1 protein-coding gene is annotated in these 26,065 nt (G+C 69.0%); it reads left to right on the top strand.

What is annotated here, in order from left to right; genetic code table 11:
* The first annotated feature begins 33 nt into the window (after window positions 1-33).
* Window positions 34-26,061, top strand: coding sequence for an SDR family NAD(P)-dependent oxidoreductase (locus ACFQZZ_RS15225; RefSeq protein WP_378679997.1), 26,028 nt, complete (start codon window positions 34-36; stop codon window positions 26,059-26,061).
* Window positions 26,062-26,065 lie beyond the last annotated feature (4 nt).

Here is a 26,065-nt window from a genome sequence, read left to right as displayed (position 1 = left end):
TGGCTCGAGTTCGGAAGGATTGCGGGAACTGAGATGGCCGACGACAACAAGCACCTTGACTACCTGAAGCGCCTGACGGTCGATCTGCGCCAAACCCGCAGGCGGCTGCGGGAAGTCGAGGATCAGAAATTCGAGCCCATTGCGGTGGTGGGTGTGGCGTGTCGTTACCCGGGTGGGGTGGCCTCTCCGGAGGATCTGTGGAATCTGGTGTCGGAGGGCGTCGACGCGGTCGGTGAGTTCCCTGTCGACCGCGGTTGGGATGTGGACGGGCTCTACGACCCGGACCCGCAGGCGCGCGGGAAGTCGTACACGCGCTCGGGCGGGTTCCTCTATGACGCAGCGGAATTCGACGCGGAGTTCTTCGGGATCAGCCCGCGCGAGGCACTGGCGATGGACCCGCAGCAGCGGATCCTGTTGGAAACCTCCTGGGAAGCCCTGGAACGAGCCGGTATCGACCCGTCGACGTTGCGGGGATCCGATACCGGTGTCTTCGCCGGTGCGTCGAACGGGGAGTACGCCGATCTGCTGCACGCGGGTCCGGTGGATCTGCGGGGCTACCTGCTGACCGGTACGACCGGCAGCGTGGTGTCGGGCCGGGTGGCGTACGCGCTTGGGCTGGAGGGCCCGGCGGTGTCGGTGGACACCGCGTGCTCGTCGTCGCTGGTGGCGGTGCATCTGGCGGCCCAGTCGCTGCGCTCGGGGGAGTGCGCGATGGCGTTGGCCGGCGGCGTGACGGTCATGGGCTCGCCGGGGATGTTCGTGGAGTTCTCTCGGCAGCGGGGGCTGGCGGCCGATGGCCGGTGCAAGTCGTTCGCGGCGTCGGCGGACGGCACGGGCTGGTCCGAAGGCGCGGGCATGCTGGTGCTGGAGCGGCTGTCGGACGCGCAGCGACACGGGCATCGAGTGTGGGCGGTGATCCGCGGAACGGCGATCAATCAGGACGGCGCGTCCAACGGCTTGACCGTGCCGAACGGCCCCTCGCAGCAGCGGGTGATCCGCGCCGCGCTGGCCAACGGGCGGCTCTCGACCGACGACGTGGATGTGGTGGAGGCGCACGGCACCGGCACGGTGCTGGGGGATCCGATCGAAGCACACGCCCTGCTCGCCACCTACGGACAGGACCGTGATCCGGAGCGGCCACTGTGGCTCGGGTCGCTGAAATCCAATATCGGTCACTCGGTGGCCGCGGCGGGCGTCGGCGGCATGATCAAGATGATCATGGCGATGCGGCACGGGGTGATGCCGCCGACCCTGCATGTCGACGAGCCCACCCCGCGTGTGGACTGGTCCACCGGCGCGATCGAACTGCTGACCCGGAAGCGGGATTGGCCCGAGGCAGCGGACCGGCCCCGCCGGGCCGCGGTGTCCTCCTTCGGCATCAGCGGCACCAACGCGCACGTCGTCCTCGAACACGTATCCGCCGGCGAACCGGCCGAATCCGAGCCGGGCACTCACCCCGGCAGCTCGGAAAGCACTGTCGCGGTTGCGGTTCCGTGGGTGGTGTCGGCGAAGTCGGAGGCCTCGCTGCGGGCGCAGGCCGCGCGGTTGCACGAGTTCGTGGCCGCCGATCCCGCGGTGTCGGTGTCCGAGGTGGCGCATTCGCTGATCTCGACTCGCACGCTGTTCGCGCATCGGGCCGTGGTCGTGGGCGACGACCGGGCCGAGCTGCTGCGCCGACTGGCCACGGTGGCGGCCGGCGAACCGGGTCCCGATGTCGCCGTCGGTTCCGGCGCGGCGTCGCGGGTCGGTGTGATGTTCGCCGGGCAGGGCTCCCAGCGGGCGGGCATGGGGCAGCAGCTGTATGGCCGGTTCCCGGTGTTCGCCGCGGCCTTCGACCAGGTCTGCGCGCAGCTGGATCCGCTGCTCGGGCTTTCCTTGCGCGACGCGATCAGCTCCGGAACCGAATTGGAGCAGACCCGGTTGACCCAGCCGGCGCTGTTCGCGGTCGAGGTGGCGCTGTATCGCCTGCTCGAATCATGGGGTGTCACCGCGGATGTGGTGTTCGGGCATTCGATCGGTGAGATCGCCGCCGCGCATGTCGCCGGTGTGCTGAGCCTTGCCGATGCGTGCACGTTGGTCGCGGCGCGGGGCCGGTTGATGCAGGAATTGCCCACCGGCGGAGCGATGCTCGCGGTGCAGGCCGGTGAGCAGGAGATCACCGCACTGCTGGACAGCGTCGACGGGGTGGACGTGGCCGCGGTAAACGGCCCTGCGGCAGTGGTGATCTCCGGTCGTGCGGAGGTCGTGGACGTTCTCGCCGAGCAGCTGCGCGAGCGCGGGCGACGCGTCAAACGGTTGCGGGTCAGCCATGCCTTCCATTCCTCGTTGATGGAACCGATGCTGGCGCGGTTCGCCGAGGTGGTCGCGACACTGCGCTTCGATCCGCCCCGGATTCCGGTGATCTCGACCGTCACCGGGGCGGTGGCGGATCCCGGCCTGTGGTGCTCGCCGCAGTACTGGGTCGATCAGGTGCGGCGGCCGGTGCGGTTCGCCGACGCCGCGGCCGCGGCCTGGGCCGACGGTGTGGACACCTTCGTGGAAGTTGGTCCCGACTCGGTGCTGTCGGCGATGACAGCCGAGTGCCTGCCCGAGGCGGCGACCGCGGTGGCGGTGCTGCATCCCGAGCGTGACGAACCCGCCGAGATCCTCGCCGCGGTCGCGCGGTTGTCTGTGCGGGCGGTGCCGGTGCGCTGGAACGCGGTGCTCGCGGACCCGAACCCGGCACCGGTGGAACTGCCCACCTATGCCTTCGACCGCCGTCGCTTCTGGCTCGAACACGCGCTCGGTGCCGCCGGTGTCGAGTCGGTGGGTCTTGGCGCGATGGGGCATCCGCTGCTGGGTGCGGTCGTGTCGGAAGCGAAGTCCGGCGACGTGCTGCTGACCGGCCGGTTGTCGGTGGCGACGCAGCCGTGGCTGGCCGACCACGCGGTCGCCGGGCTGGTCCTCCTGCCGGGGACCGGCTTCGTCGAGCTGGCCTTGCGCGCCGGTGCCGAAGCCGGATATCCGGTGATCGACGACCTGACGCTGCAGGCGCCGCTGCTGCTGCCCGCCTCGGGCGGTGTGCGGATCCAGGTTGTCGTCGGCGGGCCAGGACCGGAGTTCGCGCAGCGGCCGATCTCGATCTACTCGCGCAGTGAGCACGACCCGGACGGTCAGTGGGTCCTGAACGCGCGGGGGCAGCTGACCACCCTGGACGACACGGCCGCGCCCGCATCGGAGACCTGGCCGCCGGCCGCGGCGACCGATCTCGATGTCGCGTCCGCGTACACGGCCCTGTCGGCACGCGGCTACGAGTACGGTCCGGCCTTCCAGAGTGTGCGGGCGTTGTGGCGACGTGGTGCCGAGGTATTCGCCGAGATTGCCATCGACGCCGATAGTGGCGCGCGCGCCGAAGGATTCGGGATTCATCCGGCACTGCTGGACGGGGCACTACAGGCCGGACTTCTGGCCGGTGTCCTCGATAATGCTGCGGGACAGCATGATTCACCGTTCACGGTGGCGGCCGGGCAAGTCGTGCTGCCCTTCTCGTGGGAGTCGGTCGCGCTGCACGCGGCCGAGACATCGGTGCTGCGCGTTCGGTTGACCACCACCGGATCGTCGGTGTCGCTGTGGGCGGCGGACGAGCAGGGTCAGCCGGTGTTGTCCGGATCGGTGACACCCCGGCCCATGCGACTGGAGCAGCTCGCCGCGGGTGCGGGCGGCGCGGCCGATCCGTTGCTGGAAGTGGTGTGGTCGCCGGTCGAATCGGATTCGCCCGCAGTGGATTCGGGTTCGGTCCGGTGGGACCGGCTGGATCCGGAAGCGGCGGTGCCGCCGGTCGTGGTGGTCGAGACCGGGTCCGGGTGGAGCGAAGCCTCCGGCACCGACGTGGTGACCGCTACCCACGCCGAGGTCGCACGCGTCCTCGAGGTGGTACAGGCGTGGCTGTCCGAGGACCGGTTCGCCGCGAGCACACTGCTGGTCGCCACCCGCGGTGCGGTCGCAATGGCCGACGAGGACCTCACCGATCTCGCCGGTGCCGCGGTGTGGGGCCTGGTGCGGACCGCGCAGACCGAGGATCCGGGACGAATCGTCTTGGTGGACACCGACACCGGCGTCGACCAGTCCGTCGCGGCCACCGTCGTGGCCGTGGGCGAACCCCAGGTAGTCCTCCGTGACGGCATCACCCACACCGCGCGGCTCTCCCGGCCTGCGCCCGTCGCGTCTCCATCGGCCGCCGACGACGCCTTCGGTGCGGGAACGGTGCTGATCACCGGTGGCACAGGTGGTTTGGGTGCGGTGGTGGCCCGGCACGTGGTGGCCGAGCACGGCGTACGGTCGTTGTTGCTGGTGAGTCGCCGTGGTCCTCGGGTCGAGGGCATCGCGGCGTTGTGCGCCGAGCTGGAGCAATTGGGTGCGCAGGTGCGGGTGGTGGCGTGTGATGTCACCGACGCCGACGCGGTGACCGGGCTACTGGCCGACATCCCCGCGCAGTGGCCGTTGACCGGTGTGATCCATGCCGCGGGTGTGCTCGACGACGGGGTCATCGCCTCCTTGACCACCCAGCGGGTGGATGCGGTGCTGGCACCGAAGGTGGATGCCGCATGGCATCTGCACCAGGCGACCGCGGACCTGGATCTTGCCGCGTTCGTGGTGTTTTCGTCGATATCGGGCACCGTGGGCGGTCCCGGGCAGGGCAACTACGCGGCCGCGAACGCCTTCCTGGACGGGCTGGTGGCCTACCGGCGAGCCCGCGGGCTGGCCGGTCAGTCGCTGGCGTGGGGTCCTTGGGCGCGCTCGGGCGGTATGGCCGGGCAGTTGGGTGCGGTCGACCTGGCTCGGATGAGCCGGGCCGGATTCACCGCGATCCAGGACGAGCCGGCGTTGGCCGGGTGGGATGCGGTGCTCGAACGCGGCATGGCGCACGCGGTGATCGCCACGGTCGACACCGCCACGATCCGCGCCGAGGCCGAGGCCGGGCTGCTGCCCCCGCTGCTGCGCGCACTGGCGCCGGCGGTGCGGCGGTCCGCGGCGCTCTCGACGGTGGGGTCGAGTCTGCGGCAACGGCTTTCGGGTCTGGACGCCGGTCGGCAGCGGCAGGCGGTGCTCGATACCGTCCGAACCCACATCGCGGCCGTTCTCGGCCACGACAGTGCGTCCGCGATCGATCCCGATCGTGCCTTCCAGGACCTGGGTTTCGATTCCCTGGGTGCGGTCGAGCTGCGTAACCGGCTCAAGACCGCCACCGGCCTGTCGCTGGCGGCCGCGGTCGTCTTCGACTACCCCACACCGCAGGCGCTGGCCGCACACCTGACCGACGAGCTCACCGGCACCGGGCACACCGTGGCGGTCACCGCCGCGAAAGCCTTCGACGGAGAACCGATCGCGATCGTCGGCATGGCGTGCCGGTACCCGGGCGGGGTCCGATCGCCCGAGGAGCTCTGGCAGCTGGTCGTGACCGGGACCGACGCGACGTCGGAGTTCCCGGTGAACCGCGGATGGGATACCGAGCGGCTGTACGACCCGACCGGGGAAACACCGCATACCACGTACACGCGTTCGGGCGGATTCCTGCATGCCGCGGGTGAGTTCGATCCGGCGTTCTTCAATATCAGCCCGAATGAAGCCGCGCTGATGGATCCGCAGCAGTTTCTGCTGTTGGAGACCTCGTGGGAGGCGTTCGAGCGGGCCGGCGTCGACCCCGCGCTGCTGCGCGGCAGTGCGACCGGTGTCTTCGCCGGGATGATGTACCACGACTATCCGGTCAACGCGAACGCGGGATCCATTGCGTCCGGCCGGATCTCGTATGTGTTCGGTCTGGAGGGGCCGTCGATCACGGTGGACACGGCGTGTTCGTCGTCGCTGGTGACAATGCATTTGGCGGCGCAGTCGCTGCGGTCGGGGGAGTGCGATCTGGCCTTGGCCGGTGGCGTGACCGTGATGGCGACTCCGGAGACCTTTGTGGAGTTCAGCCGACAGCGGGGGCTGTCGCCGGACGGCCGGTGTAAGTCGTTCTCCGACAAGGCCGATGGTGTCGCCTGGTCCGAGGGCGCCGGTGTGCTGGTGCTGGAGCGGTTGTCGGACGCGCGTCGCAATGGTCATGACGTGCTTGCGGTGATCGCCGGTTCGGCGGTGAATCAGGATGGCGCGTCCAATGGTTTGACCGCGCCGAACGGTCCCTCACAGCGGCGAGTCATTCGTCAGGCCTTGGCCAATGCCGGGGTGTCGCCGGTCGATGTCGACGTGGTGGAAGCGCACGGTACCGGTACCACGCTGGGTGATCCGATCGAGGCGCAGGCGCTGCTCGCCACGTATGGCCAGGAGCGTGTGGCGGATCGGCCGCTGTGGCTGGGGTCGTTGAAGTCCAACATCGGTCACGCTCAGGCGGCGGCGGGTGTGGGTGGTGTGATCAAGATGGTCATGGCGATGCGGCACGGGCTGTTGCCGCAGACCCTGCATGTGGATCAGCCGTCCACGAAGATTGATTGGTCCGAGGGCCATGTCCGGTTGCTGACCGAACCGATGGCCTGGCCGGAGGTGGATCGGCCGCGTCGTGCGGGTGTCTCCTCGTTCGGAATCAGCGGCACCAACGCACATCTTATTATCGAGCAGGCCCCGGTATCGGCGGTCGAGTCGGTCCAGGAGGTCCGGACCGTCCCGGCGGTGCCGTGGATGCTGTCGGCGCGCAGCGGCGAGGCTCTGGCCGCTCAGGCCGCGCGGCTGGCATCGCATGTGGTCGACCATGATCCGATCGATGTCGGTTTCTCGCTGGCGTCGACGCGCAGTGTCTTCGAGCATCGGGCTGTGGTGGTGGCCGATGACCGTGACGGTCTGCTCGCGGGCGTGCGGGCGCTGGCCGCGGGTGCGCCTGCATCCGGTGTGGTGTCCGGCCGCGTGGTGCCGGGGTCGACGGGTGTGGTTTTCTCGGGTCAGGGTGCGCAGTGGGCCGGTATGGCGGCCGAGTTGCGGACCGCCTATCCGGTGTTCGCCGAACACTTCGATGCGATCGTCGCCGTGTTGGATCCGCTGCTGGGGCAGTCGGTTTCGCTGAGCGTGGCGTTGGCGGACGGTGAGCTTGTCGATCGGACGGTGTTCGCGCAGGCGGGGTTGTTCGCGTTCGAGGTGGCGTTGTTCCGGTTGCTCGAATCGTGGGATGTGCGTGCGGATGTGGTCGCTGGTCATTCGATCGGTGAGATCGCCGCCGCGCATGTGGCCGGTGTGTTGTCGCTGTCGGATGCTTGTGTGCTGGTGGCTGCGCGTGGCCGGTTGATGCAGGCGTTGCCTGCCGGTGGGGTGATGGTCGCTGTCGGTGCGTCCGAGGTCGACGTGCTGCCCTTGCTGGCCGATGTCGATGGGGTGTCGATCGCGGCGGTGAACGGTCCGTCCTCGGTAGTGCTGTCCGGTGTCGACGACGCGGTCGTCGCTGTTGTCGAGGTGTGCACCGAGCGCGGTTGGCGGACACACCGATTGCGGGTTTCGCATGCCTTCCATTCGGCTCTGATGGAGCCGATGCTGGCCGAGTTCGCTTCGGCGATCGAGGGTTTGACCTTCGGCCGACCCAGTATCCCGTTGGTGTCGACGGTGACCGGCGCCGAGGTCGTCGACGAGATGGGTGACCCGTCGTATTGGGTCGGTCAGGTCCGGGATACGGTCCGGTTCGCCGATGCCGTTGCCACGATGGCCGGTTCGGGTGTCTCCAGGTTCGCTGAGGTCGGGCCGGACGCCGTGTTGACCCCGATGGTCGCCCAGACTCTCAGCGACGCCACGGCGGTTTCGATGACCAGACGCGGCCACGCGGACGCGGTGACCGTAACCAGTGCGGTGGCCAGATTGTTCGTCGCGGGCGCCGACCTCGACTGGGCCGGTCTGTACGCCGGTACCGGAGCGCGGCGAATCGACCTGCCCACCTACGCCTTCCAGCACGAACGGTTCTGGCTCGACGCCAAGCAGATGCTGGCGCAGTCGTGGCTCGGTGCCGAACTGGGCGGCGTCACCGCGGTCGGGCTGGATGCGGCGGCGCATCCGCTGCTGGGTGCCGTTGTGCCGCACCCGGATTCGGGAGCGGTGAGCTTCACCGGCCGGTGGTCGCTGGATTCGGTGGCATGGCTGGCGGACCACAGCGTGCTGGGCACCGTATTGCTACCGGGCACCGGATTCGTCGAACTGGCCGGTCACGTCGGTGGCCTGCTGGGCTGCGAGGTGGTCGACGAGCTGGTTCTGCATACTCCGTTGACCCTGACGGCCGACGGCGATGTCGCCGTGCAGGTCGTGGCGGCCGCCCCGGACGAGGCCGGTCGCCGGGGACTGAGCGTGCATTCGCGGCAGACGGCCGCGGGTCCGTGGGTGCTCCATGCCGAAGGCGTGCTCGTCCCCGGCGAGGGGACGGCCGACTTCGACCTCGTCGCGTGGCCACCGGCCGGCGCGCAACCGCTGGACGTCGGCGGCGCGTACGACGAGCTGCTCGATATCGGCTACGGCTACGGCCCCTTCTTCCAGGGGCTGCAGGCCGCGTGGCAGCGCGGTGACGAGGTGTTCGCCGAGGTCGCGCTACCGGATCCGAAGGACGCCAAGGGTTTCGGGATCCACCCCGCGCTGTTCGACGCGGCGCTGCACGCCGCGATCGTCCATGGTCTGCGCGCCGGCGTCGAGGGTTTCCCGGCGCTCCCGTTCAGCTGGAACCGCGTGGTGCTGCATGCGGCCGGCGCTGCCGCGGTGCGGGTGCGGATCGTGCTGCAGGGCGACCGGTTCGCGGTGCAGATGGCCGATGAGCAGGGGCAACCCGTACTGTCGGTGGGCGCGTTGATCTCTCGGCCGGTGTCGGCCGATCGCCTGAGCGCAGATGGGGTATCGGATGCCCTCTTCGGTGTCGAGTGGGTCGCTGCTGCGCCGTCCACGGCGAGCGTCGAGCCGGACCGGGTGGCGGTACTCGGCGGGCGCGACGGTGATCTCGCGGCATTGATCGCCGATCTGGACACGAACCCCGGCTCGGTCGTGCCCGACCTCGTGCTGCTCGAATGCCCCACCCACGAGGGTGCGCCGCCGGAGGCCGCCCGCCGGGTCGCGATGGGCGTGCTCGAGACCGTCCAGCGTTGGCTGGCCGACAGTCGTTTCGCTGGTTCGCGTTTGGTGGTGCTGACCAGGCATGCGGTGGCCGTTGCCGATGCGGAGCAGGTGGATCTGGGCCAAGCGCCGGTGTGGGGTCTGCTGCGCGCCGCGCAAGCGGAACACCCGGGCCGGTTCCAGCTGCTCGATCTGGACGCTGACAGTGATCCGCTCGCCGCGGTGGCCGCCGTCGCGACCGAGCCGGAGGCCGCGCTGCGGGGTATGAGCGCGTACGTGCCGCGGTTGCGCCGTCACGCGCCCGGTTCGATCGTTCGGTTGTCCGAGCCGGGCACCGTGCTGGTGACCGGTGGTACGGGTGGATTGGGTGGGGTGATCGCCCGGCATCTGGTTGCCGAACATGGTGTGCGCCATCTGCTTCTGACGTCTCGGCGTGGCCTGGATGCACCGGGTGCTGCGGACCTGCGTGCGGAGCTGACCGAGCTGGGTGCGCAGGTGACCATTGCCGCGTGTGATGTGTCGGATCGGTCGGCGCTGGCGGCGTTGCTGGATGGTATTTCGGTTGAGTATCCGCTGGTGGGTGTGGTGCACGCGGCCGGAACCACGGACAACGGTCTGGTCGAATCGATTACGGCGGACCGGGTCGATTATGTGTTCGGGCCCAAGGTGGATGCGGCGTGGTATCTGCACGAGTTGACTCGTGATGCGTCGCTGTCGTTGTTCGTCTTGGTGTCCTCGGCAGGCGGATTGGTGCTGGCCGCCGGTCAGGCGAACTACGCCGCGGCGAACGTCTTCTTGGATGCGCTCGCGGCACACCGTCACAGCCTGGGATTGCCCGCGACGGCTTTGGATTACGGATTGTGGGCGCGATCGTCGGGGCTCGGTGTCGAGCTGTCCGAAGATGACTTCGATCGGATGCGCAGGCAGGGCTTCCCCCCGCTGACCGAGGCAGACGGTCTGGCGCTGTTCGATTCCGCGATCGCAACCGATACCGCGCAGCTGGTGGCGCTGCGGGTCGATCCGGCGGTGCTCCGGACGCGGGGCGAGCAGATCCCCGCTCTGGTCCGCTCGTTGGCACCGGCCCCGGTCCGCCGGCAAACCAGGACCGCTGCGGGCCAGGCCTTTGCGCTCGAGCTGGCCGGCTTGTCGGATGCGGACCGTGCGCGCGCTCTGCTCGACCTCGTCCGATCGGTGGCCGCCGCGACTCTCGGGCATGCGTCGGTGGATGCTGTTGAGCCGCAACAGGCTTTTCAGCAGCTCGGGTTCGATTCGTTGAGTGCGGTCGAGTTCCGCAACAAGCTGAACGCTGCGACTGGTCTGCAACTGCCGGCGACGCTGGTCTTCGACTACCCGAACGCGCAGGTTGTCGCCGAGTTCATCGGTTCCCAGCTCACCGGCACCGCGGCGGTCGAAAAGCCCGTGATCAGCCGGGTCCGCACCGGCGACGACCCGATTGCGGTGGTGGCGATGAGCTGCCGCTACCCCGGTGGCGTCGCCTCGCCCGAAGACCTGTGGAACCTGGTCACTTCCGGCACCGACACCACCGGCGAGATGCCGTCGGATCGTGGCTGGGATATCGAGGGCATCTACGATCCGGAACCCGGCAAGGCGGGCAAGACCTACACCCGTCAGGGTGGATTCCTGTACTCCGCCGCCGATTTCGACGCGGATTTCTTCGGGATCAGCCCCAACGAAGCCACGATGATGGATCCGCAGCAGCGGTTGCTGCTGGAGATCTCGTGGGAGGCGCTGGAGCGCGCCGGTGTGGATCCGGCGGTGCTGCGCGGCAGTTCGACCGGTGTCTTCACCGGCCTGATGTACCACGACTACGCCCAGCGCACCGGTACCGGCAGCGGCGCCGCGGGCAGCTTGGTTTCGGGCCGGGTGTCCTATGCGTTCGGTCTGGAAGGACCGTCGGTCACCGTGGACACCGCGTGCTCGTCCTCGCTGGTCGCCCTGCATCTTGCCGCGCAGTCGCTGCGGTCCGGTGAGTGCGATCTGGCACTGGCCGGCGGCGTGGCGGTGATGGGGACCCCGGACATGTTCCTCGAATTCGGCCGGCAGCGGGGCTTGTCGCCGGACGGTCGGTGTAAGTCGTTCTCCGACACGGCCGATGGCGTCGGGTGGTCCGAGGGTGCCGGTGTGCTGGTGCTGGAGCGGTTGTCGGACGCGCGTCGCAACGGTCATGACGTGCTTGCGGTGATCGCTGGTACGGCGGTCAATCAGGACGGCGCATCGAATGGTTTCTCCGCCCCGAATGGTCCGTCGCAGCAGCGGGTGATCCGGCAGGCGTTGGCCAATGCCGGTGTATCGCCGGACGAGGTGGACGTGGTGGAAGCTCACGGCACCGGTACGACCTTGGGTGATCCGATCGAGGCGCAGGCGCTGCTCGCCACGTATGGCCAGGAGCGTGCTGCGGATCGGCCCTTGTGGTTGGGGTCGTTGAAGTCGAATATCGGTCATGCCCAGGCCGCCGCGGGTGTCGGCGGTGTGATCAAGATGGTCATGGCGATCCGCCACGGCCTGCTGCCGCGGACGCTGCACGTTGATCGGCCCAGCACGAAGGTGGATTGGTCCGAGGGGCATGTCCGGTTGTTGACCGAGTCGGTGGCGTGGCCGGAGGTGGATCGGCCGCGTCGTGCGGGTGTGTCCTCGTTCGGCATCAGCGGCACGAATGCCCACCTCATCGTGGAGCAGGCCCCGGTGACCGAGCCGGTGGTGGCCCAGGCTCCGGACCCGTCCTCGGTACCGGCTGCGCGGCCGTGGGTGATCTCGGCCCGTAGCGCCGAGGCTCTCACCGCTCAGGCTGCCCGCCTGGCATCGCATGTGGGCGACCACGATCCGGTCGACGTCGGTTTCTCCCTGGCGTCCAGCCGTGCGGTGTTCGAGCACCGTGCGGTTGTCATGGCCGATGACCGTGACGGTCTGCTCGCTGGCGCCCGGGCGCTGGCCGCCGGTACGCAGGCACCCGGTGTGGTGACCGGTCGTGCCGCGGCGGGGTCGACAGGTTTCGCCTTCTCCGGTCAGGGTGCGCAGTGGGCCGGTATGGCTGCCGAGTTGCGGACCGCCTATCCGGTGTTCGCCGAACACTTCGATGCGATCGTCGCCGTGTTGGATCCGCTGCTGGGGCAGTCGGTTTCGCTGAGCGTGGCGTTGGCGGACGGTGAGCTTGTCGATCGGACGGTGTTCGCGCAGGCGGGGCTGTTCGCGTTCGAGGTGGCGTTGTTCCGGCTGCTCGAATCCTGGGATGTGCGTGCGGATGTGGTCGCCGGTCATTCGATCGGTGAGATCGCTGCCGCGCATGTGGCCGGTGTGTTGTCGCTGTCGGATGCTTGTGTGCTGGTGGCTGCGCGTGGCCGGTTGATGCAGGCGTTGCCTGCCGGTGGCGCGATGGTCGCCGTGGGCGCCTCCGAGCTCGATGTGCTGCCGCTGCTGGTGGCCGGTGCGATGTCGATCGCGGCGGTCAACGGCCCGTCGTCGGTGGTGCTGTCCGGTATCGAAGCCGATGTTCTCGCCGTCGCTGAACAGTGCGCCGAACAGGGATGGCGCACACACCGATTGCGGGTCTCGCACGCTTTCCACTCGGCCTTGATGGAGCCGATGCTGGCCGAATTCGCCTCGGCGATCGAGGGTTTGACCTTCGGCCGACCCAGTATCCCGTTGGTGTCGACGGTGACCGGGGCCCGGATCACCGATGAGATGTCGGATCCGGCGTATTGGGTCGGCCAGGTCCGCGACACTGTGCGGTTCGCCGACGCGGTCGCCACGATGGCTGGTTCCGGTGTGTCCAGGTTCGCCGAGGTCGGCCCCGACGCCGTGCTGACCCCGATGATCGCGCAAACCCTTGATACCGGGGATGGCGCGGCCGCAACCGTGGCCGCGCTGTCGCGCCGGGACCAGGCCGATGTGTCCGCCGTGCCGGCCGGCCTGGCCAGGTTGTTCGTCGCGGGCGCCGACCTCGACTGGGCCGGTCTGTACGCCGGTACCGGAGCGCGCCGAATCGACCTGCCCACCTACGCTTTCCAGCGTCGGCGGTACTGGATGTCCGAGGGGTCGGTCGGCGGCGATGCCCGGGCTATGGGTCTGGTGGCGACCGCCCATCCGTTGGTTTCGGTGGTGGTATCGCAGCCGGACTCCGAGGCGATGATCCTGACCGGTCGCGTGTCGGTGCAGACGCATCCGTGGTTGGCCGATCACCTGGTGCTGGGGACCGTGGTGTTCCCCGGCACCGGATTCGTCGAGCTGGCCCTGTACGCGGGAGAGCGGGTCGGCTGCTCGACGCTGGACGATCTGGTGTTGCAGGCCCCGCTGGTGTTGTCGGAGTCCGATGGGGCCGCGGTGCGCATCATGGTCGATCCCGCGGACGAGACCGGCCGGCGCGGGGTGCGGATTTTCTCCAGCCCGGACGGGGACGCCGATGCGGCGTCGTCGTGGCTGCTGAATGCCGAAGGCGCGCTTGCCCCGAGCGCGGCCGTGCCGGCCGTGGATCTCGCGGCGTGGCCTCCGGCCGGCGCGCAGGTTTTGAACGTCGATGGTGTCTACGACGAGCTGCTCGATGCCGGGTACGGGTATGGCCCTGTCTTCCAGGGCCTGCGGGCGGCGTGGCAGCGCGGCGAAGAGGTGTTCGCCGAGGTCGCCCTCCCGGACCCGCAGGACGGCCAGGGCTTCGGGCTGCATCCGGCGCTGCTCGATGCCGCGCTGCATGCGCTGCGGCCGGCCGGCCACCTGCGCGCCGAGGGTGCGGGCCCGGAGTTGCCGTTCGAGTGGTCGGGTGTCACGGTGCACGCGGCGGGGGCCGGCGCGCTGCGGGTGCGGTTGACCCGGGTGGGTGACCGTGCCGTGGCCGTGGATCTGGCGGATTCTACCGGTGCCGCGGTGGCGACGGTGCGGCAGCTGACGTCACGGCCGATCGATCCCGTGCAGCTCAGCACCGGTGCGTCCGTTGCGCGCAGCGCCGTATTCCAGGTCGAGTGGACACCGATCTCGGTGTCCGGCACCGGAATCGATGCGGTGTCGTGGGCGGATCTGGGTGACGAGGTGCCTGCCGCGGTGGTGCTGGACTGCCCGGCGGGTAATGAGCCGGAGACGGTTCAGGCCGCGACTCACGGTGTGCTGCGGGTGCTGCAGTCGTGGCTTGCCGATGAGCGGTTCGGCGAGTCGGCGTTGGTAGTCCGGACCAGCGGTGCGGTATCGGTTGCCGGGGAAGATATTACGAATCTGGCCGGCGCTGCCGCGGCCGGTCTGGTCCGTACGGCCCAGGCGGAGAGTCGTGGCCGGATCATGTTGGTGGACAGCGATTCCGACATCGACGGTCTACTGGGCGGAATTCTGGCTGTCGAGGAACCGCAGGTGGCGGTGCGTGGCGGGCAGGTCTTCGGTGCGCGACTGGTCCGGGCGGCCCCCTCATCGGCCACCGGCTCGCCCTTCGCCCCGGATGACACGGTCCTGATCACCGGTGCCAGCGGCTATCTTGGTGGCTTGTTCGCCCGGCATCTGGTGGCCACGCGCGGTGTTCGCCGACTGCTTCTGCTGAGTCGGCGCGGTGAATCCGCCCCCGGCGTCACCGAACTGCGCGACGAGCTGCAGCAGCTCGGTGCCGAGGTCGAGTTCGCCGCGTGCGACGTCGCCGACCGCGATGCGCTGGCCGCGGTGCTGGCCGCTATCCCCGCGGACCGTCCGCTCGCCGGTGTGTTCCATACGGCCGGTGTGCTCGATGACGGTGCGATCGCCGCACTCACCCCGGAGCGGATGGACGCGGTCTTGCGGCCGAAGGTCGATGCCGCCCTGCATCTGGACGAGCTGACCGCCGATCTGCCGTTGCGGGCGTTCGTGCTGTTCAGTTCGGCGGCCGGCACCTTCGGCAATCCAGGGCAGGGCAACTATGCCGCGGCCAACGCCTGTTTGGATGCGGTGGCGTTGCACCGCAAGGCATCCGGGCGCAACGGGCAGTCGCTCGCGTGGGGTCTGTGGGGCGCGGACGGGGGTATGGGCGCGGAGCTCGGCGACACCGAGCGGCGCCGGATGTCTCGGTCGGGCATGCTGCCGCTGACGGAAGAACAGGGTCTGGCGCTGTTCGACGCTGCTTCCGGAATCGACGCGGCCGCTCCCGTGCTGGCCCGTCTCGATCTGGACGGCATCCGCACCGCGGGGTCTGCCATGGCCCTGCTGTCCGGCCTGCTTCCCGCTCGCCGTCGGACGGCTTCGAGCGGCGCTACGGCGCTGCGTTCTCGTTTGGCCGCTGCTCCCGACAGCGAGCGCCTGGGTGTGCTCGTGGAAACCGTTCGCGGTCAGGTCGCGGCGATTCTGGGCCATCGGAACGCGAATGCGATCGCACCCGATAGGGCATTCAGCGATCTGGGCTTCGATTCGATCTCCGCGGTCGAGTTCCGCAATGCCCTCGCGACCGTGACGGGTCTGCGGTTGCCGGCGAGTTTGGTGTTCGACTATCCGTCACCCCAGGCGCTGGCCGAATTCCTGGCCGGCGAGTTCGCCGACCACCATGGCTCGGCAACAGCTGTTCGCGCAGCGCCGCAGACCCGCAACCGCCAGCTCGACGAACCCATTGCGATCGTGGGTATGGCGTGCCGGTATCCGGGTGGGGTCGGTTCGCCCGAGGAACTGTGGAATCTGGTTGCGACGGGGACGGATGCGACGTCGGAGTTCCCGGCGAATCGCGGCTGGGACACCGAACGCTTGTATGACCCGACCGGTGAGACGCCGAACTCCGCGTATACGCGTGAGGGCGGATTCCTGCATGCCGCAGGGGAATTCGATCCGGCGTTCTTCAATATCAGCCCCAATGAGGCCGCGCTGATGGATCCGCAGCAGTTTCTGCTGTTGGAGACTTCGTGGGAGGCGTTCGAGCGGGCGGGTGTCGATCCGGGTTCGTTGAGGGGCAGCCGGACCGGTGTGTGGGTCGGCATGATGTATCACGACTATCCAGCCAATGCGAACGCGGGATCTATTGCCTCGGGGCGGGTTTCGTATGTGTTCGGGCTGGAGGGGCCCGCGGTCACGGTGGACACGGCGTGTTCGTCGTCTTTGGTGGCCATGCATTCGGCTGCGGCCTCGCTGCGGTCGGGTGAGTGTGATCTGGCCTTGGCCGGTGGTGTCACCGTCATGGCCACCCCGGAGACGTTCGTGGAGTTCAGTCGGCAGCGCGGGCTGTCGGCGGACGGCCGGTGTAAGTCGTTCTCCGACACCGCCGATGGGGTGGGCTGGTCGGAAGGTGTCGGCATCCTGGTGCTGGAGCGGTTGTCCGACGCCCAGCGCAACGGTCATCGGGTGCTTGCGGTGATGACCGGTTCGGCGGTGAATCAGGACGGTGCGTCGAACGGTTTGACCGCACCGAACGGTCCCTCGCAGCGGCGGGTGATCGGGCAGGCGCTGGCCAATGCGGGGATTGCGCCGACCGAGGTGGATGTGGTGGAAGCCCATGGCACCGGCACCACGTTGGGTGATCCGATCGAGGCCCAAGCCCTTTTGGCTACGTACGGGCAGGGTCGTGATGCGGATCGGCCGTTGTGGTTGGGGTCGTTGAAGTCCAACATCGGCCATGCCCAGGCGGCGGCGGGTGTGGGTGGTGTGATCAAGATGGTCATGGCGATGCGTCATGGCATGCTGCCGATGACGCTGCATGTCGATGCGCCCAGTTCCAAGGTGGATTGGTCCGAGGGGCATGTGCGGTTGTTGACCGAACCCGTGGCGTGGCCGGACGCGGATCGGCCGCGTCGTGCGGGTGTGTCCTCGTTCGGTATCAGCGGCACGAATGCGCACGTCATCATCGAACAGGCCCCGGCTGTGGAGCCGGAGCCGGTGGTGGCCGTTCCGGCCGGCGGATTGCTGCCGTGGGCGGTCTCCGCACACGGCGGGCAGGCTCTTGCCGGTCAGGCCGAGCGGCTGGCGTCTCATGTCGCCGATCACGACCTGGATCCGGCGGATGTCGGCTTCTCGCTGGCATCCACGCGTGCGGTGTTCGACCATCGTGCGGTCGTCCTGGCCGAGGACCATGCGGGTCTGCTGGCAGGTGTGCGGGCGCTGAGCCGCGCCGAAACCGCTTCCGGTGTGGTGACCGGCCGTGCGGTGCCGGGGACGACGGGGTTGGTGTTCTCGGGCCAGGGTGCGCAATGGGCCGGTATGGCTGCCGAGCTGCGGACTGCGTATCCGGTGTTCGCCGAACACTTCGATGCGATTGTCGCGCAGGTGGATCCGCTGCTGGGGCAATCGGCATCGCTGAGTGCGGCGCTGGTCGGCGCCGACCTGGTGGATCGGACGGTGTTCGCGCAGGCGGGGTTGTTCGCGTTCGAGGTGGCGTTGTTCCGGCTGCTCGAATCGTGGGGTGTGCGCGCGGATGTGGTGGCCGGTCATTCGATCGGTGAGATCGCCGCTGCGCATGTAGCCGGGGTGATGTCCCTCGAGGACGCATGTGTGCTGGTGGCGGCCCGTGGCCGGTTGATGCAGGCGCTGCCTTCCGGTGGCGCGATGGTCGCTGTCGGTGCGTCCGAAGGTGATGTGCGGCCGCTGCTGGTCGATGGAGTGTCGATTGCGGCGGTGAACGGTCCGTCGTCGGTGGTGCTGTCCGGTGTCGAGGACGTGGTCCAGGCCGTTGTCGACACCTGCGTGGAACGTGGTTGGCGGACGCACCGATTGCGGGTTTCGCACGCGTTCCATTCGGCGCTGATGGAGCCGATGCTGGCCGAGTTCGCCTCGGTGATCGAGGGTTTGGCGTTCGGCCGCCCGAGCATCCCGTTGGTGTCGACGGTGACCGGTGCGCGCGTCACGGATGAGATGGCCGTTCCGTCGTATTGGGTGGGTCAGGTTCGTGACACGGTCCGGTTCGCCGATGCGGTCGTCGTGATGGTCGATCTGGGTGTGTCCCGGTTCGCCGAGGTCGGCCCCGACGCGGTCCTGAGCCCGATGATCGCGCAGATCCTCGACTCCGGGCAGCTGCCCGAGACTCCGGCGATCGTGCCCTTGGCGCGTCGGGGTCGGGCCGATGCGCCCATGGTGTTGGGTGGGGTGGCCGGGTTGTTCGTGGCCGGCGCCGACGTGGACTGGTCCGGTCTGCATGCCGGAGGTCAGCGAATCGACCTACCCACCTACGCCTTCCAGCACGAGCGGTTCTGGCTCGATCCCCGGCAGATGCTGGCGAAGTCGTGGCTGGGAGCCGAACTGGGCGGAGTCGGCTCGGCCGGGCTGGACGCGGTGGAGCATCCGCTGCTTGGTGCGATGATGTCGCATCCGGAGTCGGGTGAGGTGAGTTTCACCGGCCGGTGGTCGGTGGACTCCATGGAGTGGCTGGCCGACCACAGCGTGCTCGGCACCGTATTGCTGCCGGGCACCGGATTCGTCGAGCTGGCGAGCTACGTCGGCGGCGTCCTGGGCTGCGAGGTGGTCGATGAGCTTGTCCTGCATACCCCGCTGACGATGCCGGCCGAGGGCAGCGTCTCGGTACAGGTCGTGGTGGCCGGCGCCGACGAGGCCGGTCGCCGCCGGCTGACTGTGCATTCGCGGCAGACCGCCGAGGGGGCGTGGTTGCTGCACGCCGAAGGTGTTCTCACACCGGGCGAGACGGCGGCCGATTTCGATCTGGCCGTGTGGCCGCCTGCGGGTGCGCAGCCGACTCCCCTCGCGGGCGTCTACGACGAGTTGTTCGACCTCGGGTACGGCTACGGCCCGTTCTTCCAGGGTTTGCAGGCGGCGTGGCGCCGCGGAGACGAGTTGTTCGCCGAGGTCGCGCTGCCGGATCCGCAGGACGGCAACGGCTTCGGAGTTCATCCGGCGTTGCTCGATGCCGCGTTGCACGTCGGTATCGTGCACGGTCTTCGGGATGGTGTCGGTGATTTCCCTGCCCTGCCGTTCACCTGGAACCGCGTGGTGTTGCACTCCGCCGGCGCCGCCGCGGTGCGCGTCCGAATCGTGGTCGACGGCACCAAGTTCACCGTGCAGCTGGCCGATGACCAGGGGCACCCGGTGCTGTCGGTCGGTGCGCTGGTGTCCCGGCCGGTGTCGGCCGATCGCCTGGGCGCCGACCATGCCGCGCAATCCCTCTTCCGCGTGGAATGGAGCACTGTTGCCCCGCCTGCGGCGCCGGCGGAGCCCGGTCGGCTGGCGGTGCTCGGCTGGGGCCGAAGTTCCGGTGCGGTGCGGGGCTTCGGTGATCTCGCGGAGCTGATCGCCGATCTGGATGCGAACCCGGACGCGGTCGTCCCCGAGATGGTGCTGCTGGAGAGCCCATTCGAGGACGCGGCGCCGCCGCAGGCCGCACGCCGGGTGATGACCCGGCTCTTGGACACCGTCCAGGGTTGGCTGGCCGAAACCCGTTTCACCGGTTCCCGTTTGGTGGTGTCGACCAGACACGCTGTGGCCGTCGCCGATTCGGATTCGGTGCGGCTGGACCAGGCGCCCGTCTGGGGGCTGGTGCGCGCCGCGCAGGCGGAACACCCGGGTCGATTCCAGCTCCTGGACCTGGACGGCGACCACGATCCGATCTCTGTCGCGACCGCGGCGATGGCCGCGGAACCGGAAGCCGCACTGCGTGGGCAGACGGTGCTGGTGCCGCGCCTCGGCCGCCACGCATCCGCTGCGGTCGCTCGGCCGCTCGAGCCGGGCACGGTGCTGGTGACCGGTGGGACCGGCGGTCTGGGTGCGGTGATCGCCCGGCATTTGGTGACCGAATACGGTGTGCGCCAGCTGCTCCTGACGTCCCGGCGGGGTCTGGGTGCGCCCGGCGCCGCCAAGCTGCGCGATGAGCTCGTGGAGCTCGGCGCGCAGGTCGCGGTCGCCGCCTGCGATGTGTCGGATCGGGCCGCGGTCACCGCACTGCTGGACGGCATCTCGGCCGAGCATCCGCTGGTGGGCGTCGTGCATGCGGCCGGAATCGCTGACAACGGTGTGATCGAGTCGATGACGCCGGACCGGCTCGGGAATGTCTTCGGGCCCAAGGCCGATGCCGCGTGGCATCTGCACGAGCTCACCCGCGACGCCGCGCTGTCGCTGTTCGTACTGCTGTCCTCGGCGGGTGGGCTGGTGCTGGCTGCCGGCCAGGCCAACTATGCTGCGGCGAACGTCTTCCTCGACGCCCTCGCGGCGCATCGTCGCTATCTCGGATTGCCCTCTACCGCAATTGATTACGGTCTGTGGGCGCGGTCGACCGGCCTCGGTGCCGAGCTGTCCGAGGACGACTTCGATCGGATGCGGAGGCTGGGTTTCCCGCCGTTGACCGAGGCCGAAGGCCTGGCGTTGTTCGATGGGGCGATCGCCGCCGATACGGCCCAGGTGGTGGCGCTGCGAGTCGACGCGGCCGTGCTGCGCACCCGGGGCGAGCAGATCCCCGCCCTGCTGCGGGCGATCGCACCCGCTCCCGTGCGCCGGGCGACTCGGACCGCGGCTGGTCGGGCGTTCGCGCAGCGGCTGGCCGGGCTCTCCGACACCGATCGTGCCGCCGCACTGCTCGAGCTCGTCCGGGCCACTGCCGCAGACACCCTCGGGCACGCCTCCGGCGCTGCCGTTGAGCCCCAGCAGGCCTTCCAGCAGCTCGGGTTCGACTCGTTGAGCGCCATCGGGTTCCGCAACAAGCTCAATACCGCGACCGGTCTGCAACTGCCGGCCACGCTGATCTTCGATTACCCCAACCCGCAGCTCGTCGCCGACTTCATCGATTCCCAGTTCACCGGCACGAGCCAGGACATCGAAATCGCCACCGGCACAGGCGTTGGCGACGACCGGATCGCCGTGGTGGCGATGGGCTGCCGCTACCCGGGTGGAATCGCGTCGCCGGAGGATCTGTGGCGGCTGGTCGCGTCCGGTGGGGAGACCACCGGCGAGCTGCCGGACGATCGGGGCTGGGATATCGACGGTATCTACGATCCTGAGCCCGGCAAGGCAGGTAAGACCTACACCCGCCATGGTGGATTCCTGTACTCCGCAGCCGATTTCGACGCGGACTTCTTCGGGATCAGCCCGAACGAGGCGACGGTGATGGATCCGCAGCAGCGGGTGCTGCTGGAGGTTTCCTGGGAGGCGCTGGAACGCGCCGGTGTCGACCCGGCGGTGCTGCGAGGCAGCTCGACCGGCGTGTTCACCGGCGTGATGTACCACGACTACGCCCAGGGCGCCGGCACCGGTAACAACGCCGGCGGCAGCCTGGTCTCCGGTCGCATCGCCTACACGCTGGGCCTGGAAGGTCCTGCGGTGTCGGTGGATACGGCGTGCTCATCGTCGCTGGTCGCCCTGCATCTGGCCGCGCAGTCGCTGCGGTCGGGCGAGTGCGACCTGGCGTTGGCCGGTGGTGTGGCCGTGATGTCGGCACCGGACATGTTCCTCGAGTTCAGTCGCCAGCGGGGGTTGTCCCCGGACGGTCGCTGTAAGTCCTTCGCGGACGCGGCCGACGGTGTCGCCTGGTCCGAGGGCGCGGGTGTGCTGCTGCTCGAGCGGTTGTCCGACGCCCGGCGCAACGGTCATCGGGTGCTCGCGGTGATCGCGGGTTCGGCGGTGAACCAGGATGGTGCGTCGAACGGTTTCGCCGCGCCGAACGGCCCGTCACAGCGGCGGGTGATCCGCCAGGCTCTCGCGAATGCCGGGGTCTCGCCGGTCGACGTCGATGCGGTGGAGGCTCACGGTACCGGTACGACGCTGGGTGACCCGATCGAGGCGCAGGCGCTGATGGCTACGTACGGCCGAGATCGGGATGTCGCTCGGCCGTTGTGGTTGGGGTCGTTGAAGTCCAACATCGGTCACGCTCAGGCTGCCGCGGGTGTGGGTGGCGTGATCAAGATGGTCATGGCCATGCAGCACGGGCTGCTGCCGCAGACCCTGCACGTGGATCAGCCGTCTACGAAGGTGGATTGGTCCGAGGGGCAGGTCCGGCTGCTGACCGAACCGGTCGCGTGGCCGGAGGTGGATCGGCCGCGTCGTGCGGCGGTGTCCTCGTTCGGCCTCAGCGGCACCAACGCGCACCTGATCGTCGAACAGGCGCCCGCAGTGGACCCGGCTCGGGTGGTCAAGACCGCTCCGGCCGGCGAATTGCTGCCCTGGGTGCTCTCCGCCCGCAGTGGAGAGGCGCTCGCCGATCAGGCCGCCCGCCTGGCAGCGCAGGTGAGCGGCCACGAGGACGACCCGATCGATGTCGGCTTCTCACTCGTCGATTCGAGAATGCTGTTCGACCACCGGGCCGTGGTGTTCGCGACCGAACATGACGCGCTGCGGGCCGGAACACAAGCGCTGAGCCGGGCCGAATCCCGTCCGGGTGTGGTGTCCGGCCGGGTGGTGGCGGGTTCGACGGGTCTGGTGTTCTCGGGTCAGGGTGCGCAGTGGGCCGGTATGGCGGCCGAGTTGCGTGCCGTGTATCCGGTGTTCGCCGAGCACTTCGATGCGATTGTCGCGCAGCTGGATCCGCTGCTGGGACAGCAGACATCGCTGGATGTAGCGCTGTCGGAGGAGGATTCGGTCGATCAGACCGTGTTCGCGCAGGCGGGGTTGTTCGCGTTCGAGGTGGCGTTGTTCCGGCTGCTCGAATCGTGGGGCGTACGCGCGGATGTCGTGGCCGGTCACTCGATCGGTGAGATCGCTGCCGCGCAGGTGGCCGGGGTGATGTCGCTCGAGGATGCGTGTGTGCTGGTGGCGGCGCGCGGCCGGTTGATGCAGGCGCTGCCTTCCGGTGGGGCGATGGTCGCTGTCGGCGCCGCCGAGGCCGATGTGACGGCGTTGCTGTCCGGCGAGGTCTCGATCGCGGCGGTCAACGGCCCGACATCGGTGGTGCTCTCCGGCATCGAAGACGATGTGCTCGCGGTAGTCGAGAAGTGCGCCGAGCGTGGTTGGCGGACACACAGATTGCGGGTCTCGCACGCCTTCCATTCGGCCTCGATGGAGCCGATGCTGGCCGAGTTCGCCTCGGCGATAGATGGTTTGGTGTTCGGTCGCCCGAGCATCCCGCTGGTGTCGACGGTGACCGGTGCCCGGATCACCGATGAGATGACCGATCCGGCGTATTGGGTCGGTCAGGTCCGTGACACCGTCCGGTTCGCCGACGCGGTTGTCGCGATGGCAGGTCTGGGTGTATCCCGGTTCGCCGAGGTCGGACCGGACGCCGTGCTCTTCCCGATGGTCAACCAGATCGTCGAGGAGCTGACGGTGACCGCGGCTCCGACGGTGGTGGCGCTGGCGCGTCGAGGCCAGGCGGACGCGTCCGCCGTGGTGGCCGGGACTGCCGGGTTGTTCGTCACCGGCGCTCACGTCGATTGGACCCGCCTGTACGTCGGTACCGGAGCTCGGCGCATCGACCTGCCCACCTACGCCTTCCAGCGTCAGCGCTATTGGATGGCCGCCGGGTCCGCCGCCGGTGGTGACGCCAGGTCGATGGGTTTCGCGGCCACCGGGCACCCCCTGGTCTCGGCCATGGTTTCGCAACCGGAGTCCGACGCGATCGCGCTCAGCGGCCGATTGTCGGTGCAGACGCATCCTTGGCTGGCCGACCATGCGGTCATGGACACCGTGTTGGTCCCCGGCACCGGTCTGGTCGAACTCGCCCTGCACGCCGGAGAACAGCTCGGCTGCACGGTGCTGGAGGAGCTGGTATTGCGGGCGCCGCTGGTGCTGTCGGATTCGGCAGGGGTCGCCGTGCGGGTCGTGGTCGATGCCGAGGACACGACCGGTCATCGCAGGGTCCGGATCTTCTCCCGCTCCGACGATGGTGTCGATGCGCCGTGGACGTTGAACGCCGAGGGCGCGCTTGCGCCGGAAGGTGACAGTGCCGCAGTGGATCTGGTGTCGTGGCCGCCCGCGGACGCGGTCGCGGTGGATATCGACGGTGTCTATGACGCCCTCGACGCGCAGGGCTATCACTACGGTCCGGTGTTCCAGGCGCTGCGAGCGGTCTGGCGCGGATCCGACGGGCTCTACGCCGAGGTCGAGTTGCCCGAGACGGCGCGAGCGGACGCGGAACGGTTCGGCATCCATCCCGCGCTGCTGGATGCGGCGTTGCACGCCTTGCGTTTTGCCGACGAAACCGCGTCGGAGGAAACCGGCCTGGTGTTGCCGTTCGAGTGGTCCGGTGTCACTGTGCACTCGGCGGGGGCCGATGCGTTGCGGGTTCGGCTCACTCGCATCGGAGAACGCGGAGTCGCGCTGGATCTGGCGGATTCGACCGGTGCTGCGGTGGCGACGGTGCGGCACTTGGCGTCCCGGCCGATCGATCCCGCACAGCTCACCACGGGCACACCCATTACTCGCACAGCCGTCTTCGATGTCCGCTGGACACCGATCACGGTGTCCGAGAACGAGGTCGCCGGCGTGGCATGGGCGGATCTCGGTGACGTGGGCGAGCAGGTCCCGCAGGTGGTGGTGCTGGACTGCCCTGCGGGCAATGATCCCGCCACCGTTCGTGCCGCTACTCATGGTGTGCTGGAGGCACTGCAGTCCTGGATTGCCGAGCCTCGGTTCGGCGAGTCGGTGCTGGTGGTTCGGACCGCTGGCGCGGTGTCGGTGGCCGGGGAGGACATTTCGAACTTGGCCGGTGCCGCTGTCGGCGGCCTGGTTCGGGCCGCACAGTCGGAGCATCCTGGCCGGATCGTGCTGATCGACAGCGATTCCGGCATAGACGGTCTGCTGGGCGGGATTTTGGCTGCCGAGGAACCACAGGTGGCCGTCCGCGCCGGGCGGGTACATGTCGCGCGACTCGCCCGGGTCGCCTCCACCGACGCTCCGGCGACCGGTTCCTTCGATCCGGACGACACGGTTCTGATCACCGGTGCCAGCGGCTTCCTCGGTGGGTTGTTCGCCCGGCATCTGGTGGCAACGCACGGTGTTCGCCGTCTGTTGTTGCTGAGTCGGCGCGGTGAATCCGCCACGGGTGCAACCGAACTGCGGAACCAGCTGCAGCAGCTCGGTGCCGAGGTCGAGTTCGTCGCGTGCGACGTCGCCGATCGCGCCGCGCTGGCGCAGGTGCTGGCCGGCGTCCCTGCCGACCACCCGCTGACAGGTGTGTTCCATATGGCCGGTGTGCTCGATGACGGTGCGATCGCTTCGCTGACTCCGGCCCGCATGGATGCGGTGTTCGGGCCGAAGGTCGATGCGGCCCTGCACCTGCACGAACTGACCGCAGAGCTGCCGTTGCGGGCGTTCGTCGTGTTCAGTTCGGCGGCCGGTGCATTCGGTAATGCAGGCCAGGGCAACTACGCCGCGGCCAACGCTTGCCTGGACGCACTGGCGGCGCACCGCAGGGCAGCCGGGATCCCCGGCACCTCGCTGGCCTGGGGTCTGTGGAGTATGGACGGCGGTATGGCGGCGGAGCTCGGTGACGCCGAGCGGCGCCGGATGTCCCGGTCGGGCATGCTGCCGCTGTCGCAGGAACAGGGTCTAGCGCTGTTCGACGCGGCGACCGGGCTGGACACGGCGGCCCCCGTCCTCGCCCGCCTGGATCTCGATGCCATGCGTGGCGCGGGATCCGCAGTGCCCGTACTGCTTTCCGGGCTGGTCCCGCAGCGTCGGAAGGCAGCCTCGGGTGCGTCGGCGGCGCTGCGGGCGCGGTTGGCGAGCACTCCCGACGGTGAACACCTCGGCGTTCTGGTGGAGATCGTGCGTGGTCAGATCGCGGCGATTCTGGGTCATCGGAATGCGAATGTGATTGCACCCGACCGGCCCTTCAGCGAGCTGGGCTTCGATTCGATCTCCGCTGTCGAATTCCGTAATGCTCTCGCGACCGCGACAGGTCTGCGGTTGCCGGCGACCGCGGTGTTCGACTATCCGTCACCGCAGGCACTGGCCGAATATCTGGCCGGCCAGTTCGGCGGCCATCGGGACTCGGAGCCGGCAACGGAGCTGTCGGAGAACAGCATTCGCAACGCCCTCCAGACGATCCCGCTCGCCCGGCTCCGCGACGCGGGCCTGCTGGACGCCCTCATGAAGCTCACGAACGGGCAGGACAGCCAGGACGACACCGATCAGACCGTCACCGATGAGTCGATCGACGAGCTCGATATCGACGGCTTGATCGACCTGGCCTACAACAACTCCTCCGAGGACTGAAGGA

It is taken from the genome of Nocardia sp. GCM10030253 (genome assembly GCF_042675075.1).
Classification (GTDB): Bacteria; Actinomycetota; Actinomycetes; order Mycobacteriales; family Mycobacteriaceae; genus Nocardia.
This window is presented reverse-complemented; position numbering and strand designations above follow the sequence as displayed.